18 protein-coding genes are annotated in these 17435 nt (G+C 59.5%); 10 read left to right on the forward strand and 8 right to left on the reverse strand.

Translation table 11 applies throughout. The features are described 5' to 3' along the window. The first annotated feature begins 47 nt into the window (after positions 1 to 47). From J8Z22_RS00795 to J8Z22_RS00825, 7 genes are all read left to right on the forward strand, one after another. Entirely contained in the window at positions 48 to 611 is a 564-nt protein-coding gene (locus J8Z22_RS00795) for a chorismate lyase (protein ID WP_051252592.1), read from the forward strand. A 100-nt stretch (positions 612 to 711) separates the two neighbouring features. Continuing rightward, on the forward strand, positions 712 to 1071 hold the full coding sequence (locus tag J8Z22_RS00800) for a hypothetical protein (protein ID WP_028112633.1): 360 nt from the start codon (positions 712 to 714) through the stop codon (positions 1069 to 1071). A 63-nt stretch (positions 1072 to 1134) separates the two neighbouring features. After that, positions 1135 to 1848, forward strand: coding sequence for a heavy metal-binding domain-containing protein (locus J8Z22_RS00805; protein WP_252008366.1), 714 nt, complete (start codon positions 1135 to 1137; stop codon positions 1846 to 1848). A gap of 113 nt (positions 1849 to 1961) precedes the next feature. After that, complete coding sequence (locus tag J8Z22_RS00810; protein ID WP_252008368.1) at positions 1962 to 2351, forward strand: hypothetical protein; 390 nt, start codon at positions 1962 to 1964, stop codon at positions 2349 to 2351. Between the two features lie 139 nt (positions 2352 to 2490). Beyond that, complete coding sequence (locus J8Z22_RS00815) at positions 2491 to 4128, forward strand: efflux RND transporter periplasmic adaptor subunit (protein ID WP_252008370.1); 1638 nt, start codon at positions 2491 to 2493, stop codon at positions 4126 to 4128. Positions 4129 to 4136: 8 nt separating this feature from the next. Next, positions 4137 to 7271 (forward strand): efflux RND transporter permease subunit, encoded by a 3135-nt coding sequence (locus J8Z22_RS00820; protein WP_028112636.1) that lies wholly within the window; start codon positions 4137 to 4139, stop codon positions 7269 to 7271. A 4-nt stretch (positions 7272 to 7275) separates the two neighbouring features. Then, positions 7276 to 7665: a MerR family DNA-binding protein gene (locus J8Z22_RS00825; RefSeq protein ID WP_028112637.1), complete on the forward strand. Its 390-nt coding sequence runs from the start codon at positions 7276 to 7278 to the stop codon at positions 7663 to 7665. A 73-nt stretch (positions 7666 to 7738) separates the two neighbouring features. Here J8Z22_RS00825 and J8Z22_RS00830 read toward each other — a convergent pair whose 3' ends face one another. The 4 genes from J8Z22_RS00830 to J8Z22_RS00845 all read right to left on the reverse strand — a co-directional run bounded on the left by J8Z22_RS00830 (position 7739) and on the right by J8Z22_RS00845 (position 9439). Beyond that, a complete protein-coding gene (locus tag J8Z22_RS00830; RefSeq protein ID WP_252008372.1) occupies positions 7739 to 8161 on the reverse strand; it encodes a DUF2057 family protein in 423 nt (140 codons plus the stop codon). A gap of 41 nt (positions 8162 to 8202) precedes the next feature. Further along, positions 8203 to 8535 carry a hypothetical protein gene (locus J8Z22_RS00835; RefSeq protein WP_252008374.1) on the reverse strand — a complete coding sequence of 111 codons (333 nt, stop codon included), beginning with the start codon at positions 8533 to 8535 and terminating at the stop codon, positions 8203 to 8205. 88 nt (positions 8536 to 8623) lie between these two features. Continuing rightward, complete coding sequence (locus J8Z22_RS00840) at positions 8624 to 9049, reverse strand: DUF2057 family protein (protein WP_028112640.1); 426 nt, start codon at positions 9047 to 9049, stop codon at positions 8624 to 8626. A 45-nt stretch (positions 9050 to 9094) separates the two neighbouring features. Beyond that, positions 9095 to 9439: a hypothetical protein gene (locus tag J8Z22_RS00845; protein WP_156896981.1), complete on the reverse strand. Its 345-nt coding sequence runs from the start codon at positions 9437 to 9439 to the stop codon at positions 9095 to 9097. 165 nt (positions 9440 to 9604) lie between these two features. Here J8Z22_RS00845 and J8Z22_RS00850 point away from each other — a divergent pair, with 165 nt between their 5' ends. Next, positions 9605 to 10795, forward strand: coding sequence for an adenosylhomocysteinase (locus tag J8Z22_RS00850; RefSeq protein WP_252008376.1), 1191 nt, complete (start codon positions 9605 to 9607; stop codon positions 10793 to 10795). Here the strand turns inward: J8Z22_RS00850 and J8Z22_RS00855 are convergent. Genes J8Z22_RS00855 through plsB form a run of 4 tightly spaced genes read right to left on the reverse strand, consistent with a single transcriptional unit; the run spans position 10757 to position 16059 of the window. Continuing rightward, positions 10757 to 11659: a LysR family transcriptional regulator gene (locus J8Z22_RS00855; protein ID WP_252008378.1), complete on the reverse strand. Its 903-nt coding sequence runs from the start codon at positions 11657 to 11659 to the stop codon at positions 10757 to 10759. The two genes, J8Z22_RS00850 and J8Z22_RS00855, sit on opposite strands and share 39 nt — an antisense overlap. Positions 11660 to 11668: 9 nt before the next feature. After that, on the reverse strand, positions 11669 to 12391 hold the full coding sequence (locus J8Z22_RS00860) for a tRNA-uridine aminocarboxypropyltransferase (protein ID WP_252008380.1): 723 nt from the start codon (positions 12389 to 12391) through the stop codon (positions 11669 to 11671). After that, on the reverse strand, positions 12388 to 13635 hold the full coding sequence (locus tag J8Z22_RS00865; protein WP_371878079.1) for an aromatic amino acid transport family protein: 1248 nt from the start codon (positions 13633 to 13635) through the stop codon (positions 12388 to 12390). Before J8Z22_RS00865 ends, J8Z22_RS00860 begins: the two co-directional genes overlap by 4 nt. Positions 13636 to 13677: 42 nt before the next feature. Continuing rightward, positions 13678 to 16059, reverse strand: coding sequence for a glycerol-3-phosphate 1-O-acyltransferase PlsB (gene plsB / locus J8Z22_RS00870; RefSeq protein WP_035415701.1), 2382 nt, complete (start codon positions 16057 to 16059; stop codon positions 13678 to 13680). A 228-nt stretch (positions 16060 to 16287) separates the two neighbouring features. Between plsB and lexA the strand changes: the two genes are divergently transcribed. Next, on the forward strand, positions 16288 to 16908 hold the full coding sequence (lexA, locus tag J8Z22_RS00875; RefSeq protein ID WP_028112645.1) for a transcriptional repressor LexA: 621 nt from the start codon (positions 16288 to 16290) through the stop codon (positions 16906 to 16908). Then, positions 16908 to 17357: a SulA-like leucine-rich domain-containing protein gene (locus J8Z22_RS00880; RefSeq protein WP_051252595.1), complete on the forward strand. Its 450-nt coding sequence runs from the start codon at positions 16908 to 16910 to the stop codon at positions 17355 to 17357. The genes lexA and J8Z22_RS00880 overlap by 1 nt, the downstream gene beginning before the upstream one ends. Positions 17358 to 17435: the final 78 nt, after the last annotated feature.

Genomic DNA, 17435 nt, shown 5'->3' on the forward strand with positions numbered 1-17435 from the left:
CGGGCCGTGCCCGTCTGGCGAAAGCGGAACGACAAACAGGAGTTGTAATGACGGCGACCACCCTTAACCCCCTGAGCCATGCGGACGTTTCGCCGGCCGTCAACCTTGAACAGCCGCCGAAAAAATTGCTGCCCTGGTTGCAGGACAAGGGATCGTTGACCCTGAAACTGAAGGCGTTGTGCCGCAACTTCGAGGTGGAATTGCTGCAGGAGGGGGTGTTGCCGGCGGCCCAGCCCGGACCGGGTTGGGCGTTGGGGCAGCCGATCTGGCAGCGGGAAGTGCTGCTGAAGTTGGATGGTGTGGCCTGGGTGTACGCCAATACCGAGGTTCCGATGAGCACGCTGGATGCCTCGGAGATCGATTTCGCCTCCCTGGGGCGCCAGCCTCTGGGAGAGCGCCTGTTCGCGGCTTCAAACCTGGTTCGGGGGCCGCTCAAGGTCTGTCATTATGGCGATAACAGTACTGCGGTCTGGCAGGCCCGCAGGCTGGGTTTTCAGGCCCAAGAAGGGCTGTGGGGACGACAGCGGGAGTTTGAGTTGCAGCACCGCTGTCTGCGGATCAGTGAGGTATTTCTGCCTTCGTCTTATTCGACGCTACTTAAAACATGCTGATTTTTAATCTATTACAATCGGTTGAACTGTGAAGTACGACTCATTCTCTTTGCCGCTGTTGCGCAACAATATAACCACTTTCTAATGTAATGAGTGTCCGATGCCCCGCCTGACTGTGGTTCTGATGGTGTTTCTGTCCTTGGCCCTGATGATTCAGGGCTCGGTGGCACAGATCCATCTGGCGCCCAAGACCGAGGCCATCAGTCACCACTCGGCCGTGCTCGGAGAGTCGGCGCCGTCCCAGTCTTCTTGCTGTCAGCCATCAACGCCTCCCTGTCATGATCATAACCATCCCTGTCAGGGGGAGTGTGGTCAGTGCCAGATTCTGGTGGCACCTTCCGGTATTCTGGGGTCGATGGTGAGTATGCTGTTGACCACCGTCGGCGGCACCCCGATGCATGTCCCGGCGCATTTTGCCTCTGTGGTTCAGGAGCAGGCCCTGCGTCCTCCCATTGGTTAGCTGCGGTTGATATCAAGGCCTTTGGCCATTTCACAATTTGCTGACTAATTTTGGAGAGTTAAAATGAAAAATCTGTTTACTGCCCTGGCGCTGATGGCCGCGATGATGCTGTCTCCGCTGACTCTGGCCCATTCTGATGGTCATGGCCATGGTGCCATGACCCATAGCGCAGAGGCGGTGTACGCTTGCCCGATGCATCCCAAGGTGCAAGGCCAGCAGGGCGACGAATGCCCCAAGTGCGGCATGAAGTTGCAGGCGATGGCACAGCACCACAAGGGTTGCGATAAGGCCAACTGCCCCAAGCACCAGGGGATGCAGCAGCACCACAAGGATTGCGATAAGGCCAATTGCCCCAAGCACCAGGGGATGCAGCAGCACCACAAGGATTGCGACAAGGCCAACTGCCCCAAGCACCAGGGGATGCAGCAGCACCACAAGGGTTGCGATAAGGTCAACTGCCCTAAGCACCAGGGAATGCAGCAGCACCACAAGGATTGCGATAAGGCCAACTGTCCTAAGCACCAGGGGGTGCAGCACCACCAGGGCCACTACACCCATGCCTGCCCGATGAACCCTAAGGTGGTCGGTATGGCCGGTGACAGCTGCCCGGTGTGTGGTATGGATCTGGAGCCTGTGGCCAAAGCCGATCGTCAGGCTTACACCCACGCCTGCCCGATGAATCCGGCCATTCGTGGCTTTGCTGGTGACAGTTGCCCGAAATGCGGCATGGATCTGGAGCCTATGGCCTCGACGACTTCCGGCCATCAGCACCATTGATGAGGCCGTCTTATTGGCGCCTCGGGCTCGCTGGCGCCAATAAAGTTGAACTATTGGATGGGAAATCGTTCATAATGGTGATCCTGGCTGTGGCCTGTTAACTGGAATTCGATGTGCACTCATTGCTGAGAATCTTGAGTATGGTGGTGTTGTCTCTGGCGCTTTTGAGCCAGGGGGCAGTGGCGCGCATGCCGATGATGCCGATGGTGGATGTCGATAACTCCGCCATGATGGCAGCCATGGATTGCCACGGCAGTGCCGAGATGACCCAGAAGCAGGTGGCGGACGACGGTGATTGCTGCTGTGACCACGATGCAGAGCCGGGCAGCGTTATGAGCTGTCAGGGCGGTTGCAGCCAATGCCAGGATTGCTCACCCGGGTCTTCCTCTCTGATTGCGGCGCTGTGGACCAGTGCCGGCCCTCAGCCTCTGGAACCCCATTTCTACTTTGTCTCCTTTGACTCCGTCTACCTGGAGTCCGATGAACGACCTCCCATCGTTTAGATCTTCATAGCAATACGACGACTTTGACGTAGCGGGTGCCGTGACTGGCACCCCATTTAAGCAGCTTCGATTGCATTCGATGTTGTGACTATGAAGTACGGCTGACGGCCATGATCCGGCAGCCGAAGGAGAATCCACTATGATTCGCACCCAATACCGCCACTGGGTCTACCCGGTGCTGGCCCTGTTTCTGCTGATGCCCGCCCTTACGGCTGTGGTGCACGCCGAGTCTCATGATCATGGGGCAGTGGCGGCGCAAGCCGGTGTCTATGCCTGTCCGATGCACCCGGAGGAGACCGGGCACAAGGGCGATCGCTGCCCCAAGTGCAACATGTTCCTGACTAAAGTAGAGGCAGAGTATGCCTGCCCGATGCACCCGCAGGAGACCGGGCACAAGGGCGATCGTTGCCCCAAGTGCAACATGTTCCTGACTAAAGTAGAGGCAGAGTATGCCTGCCCGATGCACCCGCAGGAGACTGGGCACAAGGGCGATCGTTGCCCCATCTGCAACATGTTTCTGGTCGCAGAAGAGGAGGAAGAGGCAACCGAACATCAAGGCCATGACCACTCGGCCATGGATAAGGGCTCACAACCATTGGCCTCGCCGGCGACGGCTGCGCCAACGTTGATTCCCGTCGATTCCGGTCCACAAGGACAGGTGAAATACGTCTGCCCGATGCATCCGCACATCGTGTCCGATGAACCCGGTACCTGCCCCATCTGTGGCATGAACCTGGAGAAGGTGGACCTGGGTGGCAGTACCGAAGAGGTGGTGGTCGGGGTGCCCGGCGGCATGCAGCAGGCGCTGGGCATGCGGGTACAGACCATCGAGCAGGGGACCTTGTGGCGGTACATCAATACCATCGGCACGGTCGAATACGATCAAGACGCCATCAGCCACGTCCACGCCCGGGTGTCCGGCTGGATTGAGAAGCTGGGGGTGGCATCCGCCGGAGATGAGGTGAAACAGGGGGAGTTGCTGTTTGAGCTGTACAGCCCGGATTTGGTCAGTGCCCAGGACGACTTTTTGCTGGCGCTGGATACCCTGAAGCGGGATAAGCGCCGCGGCGGTGAACTGATTCGAAAGGCCCGTTTGCGACTGGAGTTGCTCGGCATGGATTCGGCCCTGATTCAGGCGTTGGAGCGCAGTGGCCAGACCCTGTATCGGGTTCCCTTCTACGCCCAGCACGACGGGGTCATCAGCGAGCTTAACGTGAGGGACGGTATGTACATTCAGCCCTCAACCGAGGTGCTCAAACTGGTGGACTTAAACCGGGTCTGGGTGATTGCCGAGGTGTTTGAAAACCAGCAGGGCTGGTTCCGTCAGGGGCAGGCGGCTGCAGTCACGGCTTCGGCGCTGGGGCTGTTTGAGCTGGATGGCAACATCGACTACATCTATCCGGAATTGGATCCGGTGACTCGGGCCATGCAGGTACGGGTAGCGCTGGCCAATCCGGAAGGCAAGCTGAAGCCCGGCTCCTTGGTGGACGTGGAGCTGTATGGTACCGCCAAGCGGAATTTGACTCTGGTCCCCACCGAGGCGCTGATTCAGACGGGTCGCAATAACCGGGTCGTGGTGCAGCAGAGCGACACCGAGTTTGTGGTCAAAGAGGTGCAGCTGGGAATGATTGCTAAGGGAATGGCTGAGGTGTTGTCCGGTGTGACTCCCGGTGATCGGGTGGTGGTGTCCGGGCAGTTTTTGCTGGACTCAGAGGCCAGCCTTAAAGGCAGTCTGATGCGCATGAGCAACGGCGCATCTGCCGGCCATAATCACTAGGGGGCGGCATGTTAGAAAAAATCATTGAAGCCTCCATTCGCCAGCGGATTATGGTGCTGGTGATCATGGCGGTGATTGCCCTGGTGGGCTGGCAGGCGCTGCGCAGCACCCCGTTGGATGCCTTGCCAGACCTGTCTGATGTGCAGGTCATCGTCAAGACCTCCTATCCGGGGCAGGCACCGCAACTGGTCGAGGACCAGATCACCTACCCATTGTCGTCGGCCATGCTGGCGGTGCCCGGGGCCAAAACCGTCCGTGGCTATTCCTTTTTCGGCGACTCTTATGTGTACGTCATCTTCGAGGATGGCACCGACATCTACTGGGCCCGGTCACGGGTTTTGGAGTACCTGTCTCAGGTTCAGGGGCAGTTGCCAGCCAGTGCCAAGCCAGAGTTGGGGCCCGACGCGTCCGGTGTGGGCTGGGTGTTTGAGTATGCGCTGGTGGACCGCAGTGGCAAACACGATTTGGCCCAGCTCCGTAGCCTGCAGGACTGGTACCTGAAGCTGGAGCTGCAGAGTGTGGCCGGCGTGTCTGAAGTCGCCACCATTGGCGGCATGGAGCAGAGCTACCAGGTGGTGGTGGATCCCCATAAACTGGCGCTGTACAAGCTGGATATTGGTCGAGTGAAGATGGCCATCGACAAGGCCAATGCCGAGGTGGGTGGCTCGGTGATCGAGATGGCCGAAGCCGAGTACATGATTCGTGCCAAAGGTTACCGCCAGAATCTGCAGGATTTTGCCGATATTCCGGTGGGCATTGTGTCGGAATCCGGCAACCCGGTACTGCTCAAAGACGTGGCGGTATTGCGGGTCGGCCCCGCATCCCGGCGCGGTATTGCCGAGCTGGACGGCGAAGGCGAGGTGGTGGGCGGCATCATCGTGATGCGCTATGGGGAAAACGCCCTGGCCACCATTGAAGCGGTAAAACAGAAGCTTGAGCAACTCAAGCCCGGTCTGCCGGACGGCGTGGAGGTGGTTACCACCTATGATCGATCCCAGTTGATTCTGGGTTCCGTGCAGAACCTGACCCACAAGGTGATCGAAGAGATGCTGGTGGTGGGGCTGGTGTGTCTGTTGTTTCTGCTGCACGCCCGCTCGACGCTGGTGGCGGTGATCACGCTGCCGCTGTCGATCCTGATCAGCTTTATTGTGATGGGGTTCATGGGGGTGAATGCCAACATCATGAGCCTGGGCGGCATTGCCATTGCCATCGGGGCGGTGGTGGATGCGGCCATTGTGATGGTGGAGAATGCCCACAAACACCTGGAGCACTACCGTGCCGACCATGGCCATGAGCCGCAGGGCGAGACCCGTTGGCAACTGATGAAAGAGGCCTCGGTGGAGGTGGGACCGGCGTTGTTCTTCAGCCTGCTGATCATTACGTTGAGCTTTATGCCGGTGTTTGTGCTGGAGGCGCAGGAGGGGCGACTGTTCCATCCGCTGGCCTACACCAAGACCTTTGCCATGGCGGCCTCGGCACTGCTGGCCATTACCCTGATCCCGGTACTGATGGGGTATTTCATTCGTGGGCGCATCCCCGACGAGCGTAAAAATCCCATCAGCCGAGTGCTGATTGCCTTGTACCAGCCGGCGTTGAAGCTGGTGCTGCGTTTTCCGCGTCTGACTCTGGTGTTGGCGTTAGTGGCCCTGTTCAGTGCCTGGTATCCGCTGAGTCAGTTGGGCTCGGAGTTTATGCCTGAGCTGGAGGAGGGCGATCTGTTGTACATGCCGACCACCCTGCCCGGCGTCAGTGCCGGCAAGGCGGCGGAGTTGTTGCAGCAGACCGACCGGCTGATTAAGACCGTGCCCGAAGTGAAACGGGTGTTTGGCAAGGTTGGCCGCGCCGAGACGGCCACCGATCCGGCGCCGCTGACCATGCTGGAAACCACCATCATGCTGAACCCCAGAGAGGAGTGGCGCGACGGCATGACGCTGGAGGGGATCATCGATGAACTGCAGCGAACGGTGAAAGTACCCGGGGTGACCAATGCCTGGGTGCAACCCATCAAGACTCGCATCGACATGTTGTCCACCGGCATCAAAACCCCCATCGGCATTAAAATCTCCGGCGCCGATGTGGACGAACTGCAGCGAATAGGCGGCGAAGTTGAGGCGATGTTGAGTCAATTGCCTGGAACGGTATCGGCGTTTGCCGAGCGGGTTGGCGGTGGTCGTTACATCGACATTGAGCCCAAGCTGGCGGTGGCCGCCCGCTATGGCATTACCCTGGAGGACGTGCAGAACGTGGTCCGAATGGCCATTGGCGGCATGCAGATTGGCGAATCGGTTCAGGGGGCCGAGCGTTACCCCATTAACCTGCGTTACCCCCGTGAGCTTCGTGACGACATCAACAAGCTCAGGGAGCTGCCGGTGGTGACCTCCAGCGGTCACTACATTCCGCTGTCAACGGTGGCCAGCATCAGCATCAGCGACGGCGCCCCGATGCTCAAGAGTGAAAACGGCCGCCTGATCTCCTGGGTGTTTGTCGACATCAAGGGCACCTCCATCGGTGAATACATCGATGAAGCCCGTACTTTGCTGGACAGCCGTTTGCAGCTGCCTCCTCGCTACAGCATCAGTTTTGCCGGTCAGTATGAGTACATGCAAAGGGTGGAGGCCAAGATGGTGCAGGTGGTGCCGATGACCCTGGCGGTGATCTTCCTGCTGCTGATGATGACCTTTGGTTCGACGCTTCAGGCCAGCATCATCATGCTCAGTCTGCCGTTTGCTCTGGTGGGCTCGGCCTGGTTGCTGTATCTGCTGGAGTTCAATCTGTCGGTGGCGGTGGCGGTGGGAATGATTGCCCTGGCCGGTGTGGCGGCAGAGTTTGGGGTGGTGATGCTGGTGTATCTGAACAATGCCATCAAGGCCCGGCAACGTGCGGATCGGTATCGACAGGAGTCGGACCTGAAGGCGGCGTTGCTGGAGGGGGCGGTGATGCGCATTCGTCCCAAGGCGATGACGGTGGCCACCATCTTCTTTGGTTTGCTGCCGATCATGTGGGGGGCAGGCTCTGGCAATGAGGTGATGCAGAAGATTGCCGCGCCTATGGTGGGGGGGATGGTCACGGCACCTTTGTTATCGCTGTTTGTGATTCCTGCGATCTATCTGCTGGTCTACCGCCGCCAACTGGATAGGGAGTAAGAGGATGAAGATTGGTCAGGTCGCCCGGGAAACCGGGCTCAGCGTGAAAACCATCCGCTACTATCACGACATTAAGTTGGTCGAAGCCCGTCGGGGCGACAATGGCTACCGTGAGTACCAACAGTCGCAGTTGGCTCAGTTACAGTTCGTGGCCCGTTGTAAGGCTCTGGGGTTCAGCCTGGAGCAGTGCGCTCAGTTGTTGTCATTGAATGCCAGCGAGGATCGCACTGCGGCGGCGGTGAAATCCGTCGCCACCGAGCAACTGCTGGTGGTGCAGGATAAGGTGCGCCAGTTGCAGCAACTGGAGCGGCAGCTATCGACCTTGGTCAATGCCTGCGACGGCAGTGATCGCCCTCAATGCGCCATTCTGGACTCCCTCAACGGCGGATCATAATCGGGTGAAATAGAAAAAAACCGGCCTCCTGGCCGGTTTTTTATTGAGGGACAGCCACGTTCAGTGGCAGTGGTTATCCCTCGTCTTTCGCCAGGAATCGGGCCATCTGCGCCATCAACTGGGTTTCAGTGAGCTGACGGGCAGGGTGTGGGGTCTTGCCCTCGAGCAGGGTAAACGTCGGTTCATTGATAAAGGCGCGAATCGCTTTGGAGTTGTTCAGCTCCGGTAACCGAACTCGGTAGTCGCCTTCCCCGGCAATGAAGCTGAGAAATACCGGGGTGGATCTGAGCAGTTCGTGCTCTTCTGGAGTGATCGTCAGCAGCTCGGTGTAGCTCAGCTGGATCACCTGCGTGCCCGGTTTCAGGGCTACTGGTTGGTCGTTGCGGGGGACGGCGTTGCCGTTTATCGACAGCAGACTGACGCCGTCCGGCAGAGACAGTGTCGCGGCCTCAAGACCAGGCGCGGACAGGATTAGGGCGAACAGAAGCGCTCTCATAAATGGTACTCCTAAAGTCAGTGATTAATTTGGGGTGAGGGTCAGGAGTATGCTTTGGGAGGTTTGGTGGCCGGTGCCACACTGAGGCCGTTGATGAGCAACAATTGAGAAAAGGGACGTTGTTCGCTGGCGGTCAGCGTCAATGCGTAGCTGACTGGCAGGCTGATGCACAAGTGGGCGGAGAAACACTGACTGGCGCATTGCTGGCATTGAACTGGATCGGACGACAGATCTGGGTGATGCCGCTGCATCTCCAGTACCTGCAGTACCACAGGGTCACTGTGGCTGACCTTGTCTATGGCCGGATTGATCTGTACCACCAACAGCAGCAGTATCATCAGTACCGTTAGTCGGGGATGGCGTGGTGAGCGCATTGCATTCATGCCGTTAAGGCTAAACCCTGGAGCGACTCCAAGGTCAATGACTTTTAAAAAAAAAGGCGGCCGAAGCCGCCGAGTCTGGTTAGCGGTCCAGTGTGTGGCGGGCCATAAGTACCAACAGCTGGCTCTGGGTCAACAGTCGGTTTTCCACCGGTCCGGCATCACTGCGCAAGGTGACCTTGGGCTGGCGGGCAAACTGGCGTACGGCTTGCTCGTCTTCAAGAATCGGCAGCAGCAACTGATAGCGTTCGCTGCCGTCGCCCTCGAAGCTGAGGTACAGTGGCGCCGAGGTAATCATCTCGTGATCCTCCGCATTCAGTTGCAACAGCTCACCGTACTTGAGTTCCACGACCTGGGGACCGTCGGTCAGTGATAGTTGGCTGGCAAACTGGGATACCGGTTTACCATTGAGGCTGACGGCCCATACCGACGAAGGCAGTGACAGGGTGGCGGCGGAAGTGGAAAAGGCACTGGCGGCGATGACGATCGCAGATAAAAACGTCTTCATAATGGGTTTCCTAAGTCTGAAAGTAAGTGAATAAAACTAAGCAGATCAGTAAACCCGGGCCGGAGGTCGCAGAGGGTGGCTGAGTGGAACCCAATAGTCGCCGGGGGCAACCAAAAAGGGGTGAATGCTCCCCATCGCCGCAACTGCCTGAGGACCGACAGACACCACGGCCATCAGGGAATTCATTGGGCAAATGCCGACGCAGCACAGGCAGCGTTCGGGGCACTCGCTTTGATGAGGATTGGCGCAGTCCATCACCACGGATTCTCCGGCCATGGCAGGCATTCCATGGCCGGTAACCGGGGCGGCCGACATAGGCAGGCTGACGGTCAGGAGTAGCGCCAGTACCCAGCCCAGTCGACGTAGCAGATGGGGAGCATTCGTTGTCATAAGGGCAGCTTAAAGCCTCCCGTTGCAGGAGGGTCAAGCCCCGACCTGGTCTTTTTTTCCGACCGTGCAGTTGTCGGTTCTACTGAACAGTGCATTCACTCTCAGGCGTTTTTCGGTGCAGGCTCGCACTCCATACTGGTACCAAATCAACACGGAGACTGCACCATGACTCATACCGAATTGCTCGAATCCGGCCGCCAACGCATTGCTTGGGCGCGGGCCAACATGCCCATCGTCCGCGCCCTGGGGGAGCAGTTTGCTCATTCCCGCCCCTTTGCCGGCCTGACACTGGGGATCTGCCTGCACGTGGAGGCAAAAACCGGGGTCTGGCTGGAGGCGCTGACCCGGGGAGGAGCCGAGGTGGTGATCACCGGTAGCCCTGGCACCACCCAGGACGACACCGTGGTCGCCATCGAGCAGGACTATGGGGTACGGGTGCTGGGTCATCGCCATGAGAGCTTTGAAGACCACATCGAACAGTGCCGCGAGGTGTTGCGGGCCGGCCCGGACCTGATCTCCGACAACGGCGCCGATCTCCATAGCCTGCTGTTTACCGAGCCGGAGTTTGCCTCCCTGCGCAGCCAGTTGCGTGGTGCCACCGAGGAGACCACCACTGGCGCCAACCGACTGCGGAAACTGGCGCCCAGCCAGAACTTCGCCACCCTGGTGATCAACGACACCCAGGCCAAGCGCATCGTCGAGAATCGCTATGGCGTCGGCAGTTCGGTGGTCGACGGCATCATGCGAGCCACCAACGTGATGCTGCATGGCAAGCGGGCCCTGGTCATCGGTTACGGCTACTGTGGCAGCGGCGTGGCGATGCGACTGCGGGGCATGGGGGCGCACGTGACCGTGGTGGAGCAGGATCCGCTGATTCGCCTCGAAGCCCATATGGAAGGGTTTCCGACTGCCGAACTGGAACAGGCCTTGCCTCAGGCGGAGTTGATCGTGACGGTGACCGGGTGCGATGGCGTGCTCAACCGCCACCATTTTGACCAGTTGAGAGAGGGGGTCATCATCGCCAATGCCGGTCATTTTGCTCGGGAGATCGAGCTCGATTACCTGCGCGCCGAGGCGGAGTCGGTGACGGTGATGCGGCAACAGGTGGAGGCGATCCGTTTTCGAGGCCGGGATCTGTATCTGCTGAGCCGGGGCAATCTGATCAATCTGGCCGCCGGGGATGGCAATCCCATCGAGATCATGGATCTGGGGCTGGCATTACAGGCACTGAGTCTGGCGGCACAGGCACAGGGGACCTTTGATGGCCCCAAGGTGGTGCAGCCGGTGCCGTCGGCGATCGAACGTCAGGTGGCGCAGTTAGCGGTGGATCATTGGATTGGCAAAGGCCTGCTGTAACCGCTGCAGCAGCGCCTCGGTCCGCGGCGGTTTATGCTGGCGGGCCGGGTAGATCACCGACAGGGACACCGGGTGGGTGCATTGACTCAACTGGGCCTGCAGACGGCCGTTGATCAGATCATCCCTGCACATGAAGTCCAGGGCGGTGGTGACGCCCAAACCGCGGCGTGCCAGGCTCAGGGCCATGGCTTCGCTGTCGGTGTGGGCCACAAACCTGGGTTTTATCAGCACCGGGTTGCCCTGCTCGTCAATGAAATCCCAGCGGCTGCCGGTGAGGCAGTGGCGATAGTGAATGCCTCGGTGCTGGCTCAGTTCGGCAACGGTGGTGGGCACGCCGGCCCGGGTCCAGTAGTCCGGGCTGGCGACCAGCATGGTGTGGATGTCGCACAGCGGCCGCCGCACCAGGGAGCTGTCGTCGACGCTGCCGATGTGCAGTGCCAAGTCGATACCACGACCGACCAGATTGTCCAGAGATTCGCCCAGAATCACTTCCAGTTCTACTCTGGGGTGGGCTTGAAGATAGGTCGCCAGCACCTGGCGCAATTGTTCTGCATCCAGTACCGCCGGAATCTGCAATCTCACCAGGCCGACCACCTCGTCACTGCGTTGTTGCATCGCCAGCTCCAGTGCCTGCGCCTGGGCCAGCAAGGGTGACAACTGTTGCATCAACGTCTGGCCCTCGTCGGTCAGAGACAGGGTTCGGGTGGTGCGGTTCAGCAGCCGGATGCCGTAGTGCTGCTCCAGCTGTTTGACGTGTCCGGACACCAGTGCCCGGGACAGATCCAAAGCCTCGGCGGCGGCGGAAAAGCTGCCGTGACTGACGACGGCGTGGAAGGTGTGCCACTGTACAAACCGGTTGCGCATACAGGTTCCTTATTGAGGCTGATGGCGACTCAATCGTTGGAACGGGTCGCCGTCCACCGGGGCATCGAGTTGATGCTTGCCGGCGTAGTACCGTTGAGAGAATACCTGAAAGTAGGCGTCCAGCACATCGGCGGCGTCTGGCTCACCGGCCAGCTCCAGTACCATGGCGGCCACTTCGGCAGTCGCCAGTTGGTGCTGATGGGCCGCTTCCCGCAGACGGTAGTTGCTGAGCCGGTCCGGATCGATGCTCAATACCGGCAGGGTTTGCAGGTAGGGGCTCTTGAAATAGATCTTCCTGGCCTGGGCCCAGGTGGCGTCCAGCAGGACAAACAGGGGGCGTTTTCCCTCTGGCCAGGGGCGCGGTGCAGCCAGCACCTCACCCTGGTCGATGTACTCGCCGGGAAACACCAGATAGGGTTGTCGATTCGGATCCTGCAGCACCGCCAGCATGGCCGGATCCGGTTCGGTACGGTCCCAGATAAAGGCGCTGGTGTCCGGCAGGATGTCGGCGATGAGTCGACCGGTATTGGTGGGTTTCAGAGGTTCTTTGCGGTGCATGACCAGGCAAAAATCCACTTGGGTCTGCTGGGGCAGCTGGTAACGGCAGGAGCAGTGGCTGACCACGGTCAGACAGCCCTGACAGCGCTCACAGGTGGCGCCTCGAGCCCGATAGGGGCGCTGCGACTCGGCCATAAGCCGTTGTCGCAGCACCAATACTGCATTGCGGGTCATTGACCGAACACCGGCAGCAGCTGCAGCTTGCTGGTAATTTCACACACCGCCACCAGCAGACCGAAGGCGATCACCACCATGATGCCCGCCTGGCCGCCGGGCGCCCGGTAGGGCGCATTGGGATAGCGGCGGCGAATGGTGCGCGCCATCAACGCCGGGACGATGGCGGCCCACAAGGTGGCCGCCAGGCCGGCAAAGCCGATGGCGTAGATGAAGCCATGGGGCCAGGCCAGCGCCAGAAGCAACGGCGGCAGGAAGGTGATGGCGGCGGTTTTGTTGCGTCCGCTGAGGGTGTTGTCGAAGCCAAACAGGTCGGCGATGAAGTCGAACAGGCCCAGCGTCACCCCGAGGAAGGAGCTGGCCACCGCCAGGTTGGCAAAGATCGACAGCACCGACCCTATGCTGCCCTGACTGTTGTGCTCCAATGCCGCCACCAGGTCGCCCATGTTGCCACCCGCCTGAATCACCGGCAGCAGTTGTTGTTGGCTGAGGTTGCCGAAGGTCAGCGTCAGCCACAGTACGTAGATGACAAACGCCAGGCCGGTGCCCAGTAGCAGCGCCTTGGCGATGGTGGCGGGCCGCTTCCCGTAGTACTTCACCAGGCTGGGGACGTTGCCGTGATAGCCAAAGGAGGCCAGCATGAACGGCAGTGCCGCCAGGCCGAAGATGGCGTACTCGGTATTGCCGCTGTCGTTCGGCCAAAGGTGCTGGGGTGAGACCCCGCTCATCAGGTCACTGCTGGCGGCGGCAAAGGTCAGAATCATGGCGCCGATCATCAGGGTGCTGATGCGGTCTACGGCGCCGGCGCCGATCCAGACGATCACCGCCAGCACGCCGGCAAAGCTCAGTGATGCCAGTCGGCTGTCCATTTCGATTCCGGTGGTGGCTTCCATCAAGTGGCTGACGATGGAGCTGCCGCCGCTGATGTAGGCGTAGGTCAGGATGTAGAGGACGAAGGCGATGGAGATGCCGTTGGCGACTCGCCACGGACGGCCCAGGGTATCGCCGACCATGGAGTCAAAGCTGGCACCATCGGGGTAGTGCAGGTTGGTTTCCAGCACAAATAAGCCGGACAGCAGCATGCACAGCCAGGCGATGGCCAAGACCAACAGGCTGTAATTGAACCACATGCCGGCGCTGGTGACCGGTAGGGAAAACATACCGGCACCGACGGTGGTGGCGGCGATGATCATGGCCCCGCCGAGCAGGGAGGGAGAGCGGTGTTTGTTCATTCTATGTCTCAAAAAAAGGGCCCCGTAGGGCCCTGATTGGCGCTGCGTTCGCTATCAGCCTACCTGGCTGATGGAGGCGCGCATGCTTACCGGCAGTTGTTTTAGCACCAGTTGTGCCAGTGCTTTGATCTTGTCGGTATCGGGTTTGTCACCGATGCAGCCCATCTCCTTGAGTCTCAGCGTCAGGGTGTTGAACACCTTCTTGTCGAAGAACTCGGGAGCACTGGTGCCGTGCAGCTTGCACAAACGTTCGGCCAGCTTGGTGCTTTCCTTCTCCAGCGCACCTCGCTCAATCTGGGGTTCCGCCTGCAGGCGGGACAGCAGAATGGCGTAGCGCTGCAGAGTCTCCTGACTGATGGCACCGAGTTGCATCAGGGCATTGCGGTGGCTTTCGACCACTCGCAGGTGATCACCGTGCTCTTCCAGGTGGCCGTTGTTGATCAGTTCGTTGATCACCGCCTGCAGGTATTCTTCCAACTCCCCATCCAGCCCCATAAACAGCTCGGCCTGCAGCAGAGGGTAGAGCTCGCTGGCCTGGTCGATCAGCTGGTTGCGGCTGAGGTGATCGGACTTCAGCGCCAGCGAAGCGATCAGGCTGGGCAGAATCATCAGATGCAGGATGTTGTTGCGGTAGTAAGTCATGGTGATCGCCTGGTTGTCGGCGATGCTGACGATCTCACCCAGCTCATCCTGGCTGAGCTGGAATTTCTCCAGATCCAGCACGGTTTTCAGGATCGACTTGCCGTCCCCGTCGGTCAGGGTGGTGTAGGGGGTGTAGGGTACCGCCTGCAGCAACTTCAGGTAGAAATCCAGCTGCTTCTCCAGGGTGGCTCGGGCCATGGCATGCTGTGGTGTGGCCAGCAGCGTGGTGGCGGTCAGGGTCACGGCGCTGACGGCGGCGGCATCGTTGATGTTGCACATCAACTGGCCGGCCAGCTCGTTGACCACCGGGGTCAGCCAGGGCTGACGTTGATCCGGATCCGCCTGAGTGTCCTGGCGCCAGTTCGGCACTTTATCGTTGAGGAACTGATGGACAGTGATCGGCTGACCAAAGTTGACATAGCCTTCGCCATAGTTGCGCAGTTTTTTGATGGCGGACAATACCTGCAGCATGCCCTCCTTCTCTTTCTTCTTTCCTTTCAGCTCCTTGTGATAGGTCGCTACCTCCATCACATGGTCATAGCCCAGGTAGATGGGCACCAGGGTGACGGGCCGTTCGATGCCGCGCAGGACGGTTTGAATGGTCATGGCGATCATGCCGGTCTTCGGCGGTAACAGCCGGCCGGTGCGAGAGCGGCCGCCCTCGCAGAAGTACTCAATGGAGTAGCCACGGGCAAACAGCTGATGCAGGTATTCTCGGAACACCTCGGCGTACAGCTTGTTGCCTTTGAAGGAGCGCCGAATGAAGAAGGCGCCGCCATGACGGAAAATCGGACCGGCGGGCCAGAAGTTCAGGTTGACCCCGGCGGCGATGTGCGGCGGCACCATCCCCTGTTGATAGATGATGTAGGACAGCAGCAGGTAGTCCATGTGGCTGCGGTGGCAGGGCACAAACACAATCTCATGGCCGTCCTGAGACAGCTGGCGGACCTGTTCGGCGCCGCGGACATTGATGCCATTGTAGATTTTGTTCCAGATCCAGGACAACAGCCGCTCACCGATACGGATCAGGTTGCTGGAGTAATCGGCGGCGATCTCCTCCAGGTATTCCAGGGCGCGTTCGCGGGCTTTCTCTTCACTGATGTTCTTGCTTTTGGCTTCTTCCCGAATCGCCTCATCCAGCCCCTTGGAGGCCAGCAGGCTACGGAACAGGGCATCGCGATCCGGCAGTCGAGGTCCGGTGGCCACGGTGCGTTGACGACCGAAATGGACTCGCGCCACCCGAGCCAGTTTCTGGGCAATGCTGTCGTCGGTGCCGTGTTTGTCGGCCATATAGCGCAGCGACACCGGGCGGGAGAAGCGAATAAAGGTATCCCGTCCCAGCATCATCAGAATGAAAAACTTGCGCAGCCAGGTGGGTTGCTCTTTGTTGAGCAGGGTGGCGCTAACGCTTTCCTCTTTGCCCGGATCACGGCCCCACATCAGCGACACCGGCACCACTTGAACGTCCAGGTCGTCGTGTTGTTGATGCAGCGACAACAGCTTCTCGAACCGTGCCAGGAAGTCGGCCTTTTTCGCTTTACCAAACAGGGGGGTGGCGCCGTTGAGCCAGACTACACGGCTGACGGACTGACCTTTGATCTGCAGAGGTTTCAACGGGCTTGGCAGGTTGGCGTTGAGGCAGGCCTCATGCAATGCCAGCAGATCCGAATGCGACTCGTGGCTCATGACGTACACCAGGGGCCGGTCGGTATCGATGTCCAGCTCGGCAATGGGGTCTTCAGGCACCAACCGGCTGTTCACTACCGGCTTTTGCAGCCAGCGTGCGCCCTTCATCCAGGGCGATAAGAATTCTTGGGTCACCGTTCTATTCGCTTTTTGTTCGTTAACTGGTTGTGATTCTACACCGAAAGCGACTCAGGCGGCAGTCTGCTGTACCGGCCAATTGTCAGCGGGTGTTCCGGCTGTGGGGATTTGGCCAGTCAAATTCAATAAATTACTGTTGAATTTATCGCCTACCTGTATATACTCACAGTGGTACTGTATAGATAAACAGGTAGAGATATGAAGCCGTTAACCCCGAGACAGACCCAGGTGCTGGAACTGATCCGCAACCATATGCAGGAGACCGGCATGCCGCCGACTCGTGCGGAGATCGCCAAACGTCTGGGGTTTCGCAGTGCCAATGCCGCCGAAGAGCATCTGAAGGCGTTGGCGCGCAAGCAGGTGATCGAGATAGTCCCCGGCACCTCGCGCGGCATTCGCCTGTTGGATACCGGTCCGGAACCGGAGCAACTGGGGTTGCCGTTGATCGGTCAGGTGGCAGCGGGGGAGCCGATTCTGGCTCAGCAGCATATCGAACAGCATTGTCAGTTGGACCCCAGCATGTTCCGTCCCAATGCCGATTATCTGTTGCGGGTGCGGGGCGACTCCATGGTCGATATCGGCATTATGGATGGGGATCTGTTGGCGGTACACAGTCAGCAGGAGGCTCACAACGGTCAGATTGTGGTGGCCAGGGTGGGCGAAGATGTGACCGTGAAGCGGTTTCAGCGTAAAGACAATCTGGTGTACCTGCACGCCGAAAACAGTGAATACCAACCCATTGTGGTGGACCTGGAGCATGAGCCTCTGAGCATTGAAGGCCTGGCGGTGGGTGTGATTCGAAACGGAGGATTGCAATAATGAAGACTCGGCAAGGAACGCAGTTTCGTCATCCCGGCCTGTGGCAGGGCAATTGGTCCACCAACCCCAGATTGACCCGACTGGACAGCGGCGCGGCGGCCCTGACTGAATTGGCACCGAAGCTGGCGGAGTTGAGCCAGAAGCAGCGCTGGTTGGTGCTGGTAAACCCACCAAGGTTCGGTTGGAAACAGATTCTGCAAAATGCCGGAGTGGCCATGGACCGCATTCTGATCGTTCGCTGTCAGGACGACGTCGAAGGCCAGTGGGCCGTCGAACAGGCGCTGTCCGGGCATACCTGCAGCGCGGTGGTGGCCTGGTTGCCTACCATTGCCGCCCGCGACTGGCGCCGGTTGGAGCTGGCCAGTCGCCGTGCCGAATGTTCCGGCTATCTGTTTCAATCTCAAACCAGCCGCATTACCACTCAACTGGTGTCGAACTGGATTCACTAACCTCGGGGAATGCTGGCTTGAGCCGTGGATTCAGGCCTGTCCTTAATAATGAACCTTGTTCGCCTTCAGTTGCTGCTG

It is taken from the genome of Ferrimonas sp. SCSIO 43195 (assembly GCF_023716685.1).
Lineage (GTDB): Bacteria > Pseudomonadota > Gammaproteobacteria > Enterobacterales > Shewanellaceae > Ferrimonas > Ferrimonas kyonanensis.

Coding starts and splice junctions, on each gene's coding strand:
- J8Z22_RS00880 (WP_051252595.1), top strand. CDS start 16,908: ATGAAGACTCGGCAAGGAACGCAGTTTCGTCATCCCGGCCTGTGGCAG.
- J8Z22_RS00840 (WP_028112640.1), bottom strand. CDS start 9,049: ATGAAGACGTTTTTATCTGCGATCGTCATCGCCGCCAGTGCCTTTTCC.
- J8Z22_RS00860 (WP_252008380.1), bottom strand. CDS start 12,391: ATGACCCGCAATGCAGTATTGGTGCTGCGACAACGGCTTATGGCCGAG.
- J8Z22_RS00815 (WP_252008370.1), top strand. CDS start 2,491: ATGATTCGCACCCAATACCGCCACTGGGTCTACCCGGTGCTGGCCCTG.
- plsB (WP_035415701.1), bottom strand. CDS start 16,059: ATGAAGGGCGCACGCTGGCTGCAAAAGCCGGTAGTGAACAGCCGGTTG.
- J8Z22_RS00795 (WP_051252592.1), top strand. CDS start 48: ATGACGGCGACCACCCTTAACCCCCTGAGCCATGCGGACGTTTCGCCG.
- lexA (WP_028112645.1), top strand. CDS start 16,288: ATGAAGCCGTTAACCCCGAGACAGACCCAGGTGCTGGAACTGATCCGC.
- J8Z22_RS00800 (WP_028112633.1), top strand. CDS start 712: ATGCCCCGCCTGACTGTGGTTCTGATGGTGTTTCTGTCCTTGGCCCTG.
- J8Z22_RS00855 (WP_252008378.1), bottom strand. CDS start 11,659: ATGCGCAACCGGTTTGTACAGTGGCACACCTTCCACGCCGTCGTCAGT.
- J8Z22_RS00805 (WP_252008366.1), top strand. CDS start 1,135: ATGAAAAATCTGTTTACTGCCCTGGCGCTGATGGCCGCGATGATGCTG.
- J8Z22_RS00825 (WP_028112637.1), top strand. CDS start 7,276: ATGAAGATTGGTCAGGTCGCCCGGGAAACCGGGCTCAGCGTGAAAACC.
- J8Z22_RS00820 (WP_028112636.1), top strand. CDS start 4,137: ATGTTAGAAAAAATCATTGAAGCCTCCATTCGCCAGCGGATTATGGTG.
- J8Z22_RS00845 (WP_156896981.1), bottom strand. CDS start 9,439: ATGACAACGAATGCTCCCCATCTGCTACGTCGACTGGGCTGGGTACTG.
- J8Z22_RS00835 (WP_252008374.1), bottom strand. CDS start 8,535: ATGCGCTCACCACGCCATCCCCGACTAACGGTACTGATGATACTGCTG.
- J8Z22_RS00830 (WP_252008372.1), bottom strand. CDS start 8,161: ATGAGAGCGCTTCTGTTCGCCCTAATCCTGTCCGCGCCTGGTCTTGAG.
- J8Z22_RS00850 (WP_252008376.1), top strand. CDS start 9,605: ATGACTCATACCGAATTGCTCGAATCCGGCCGCCAACGCATTGCTTGG.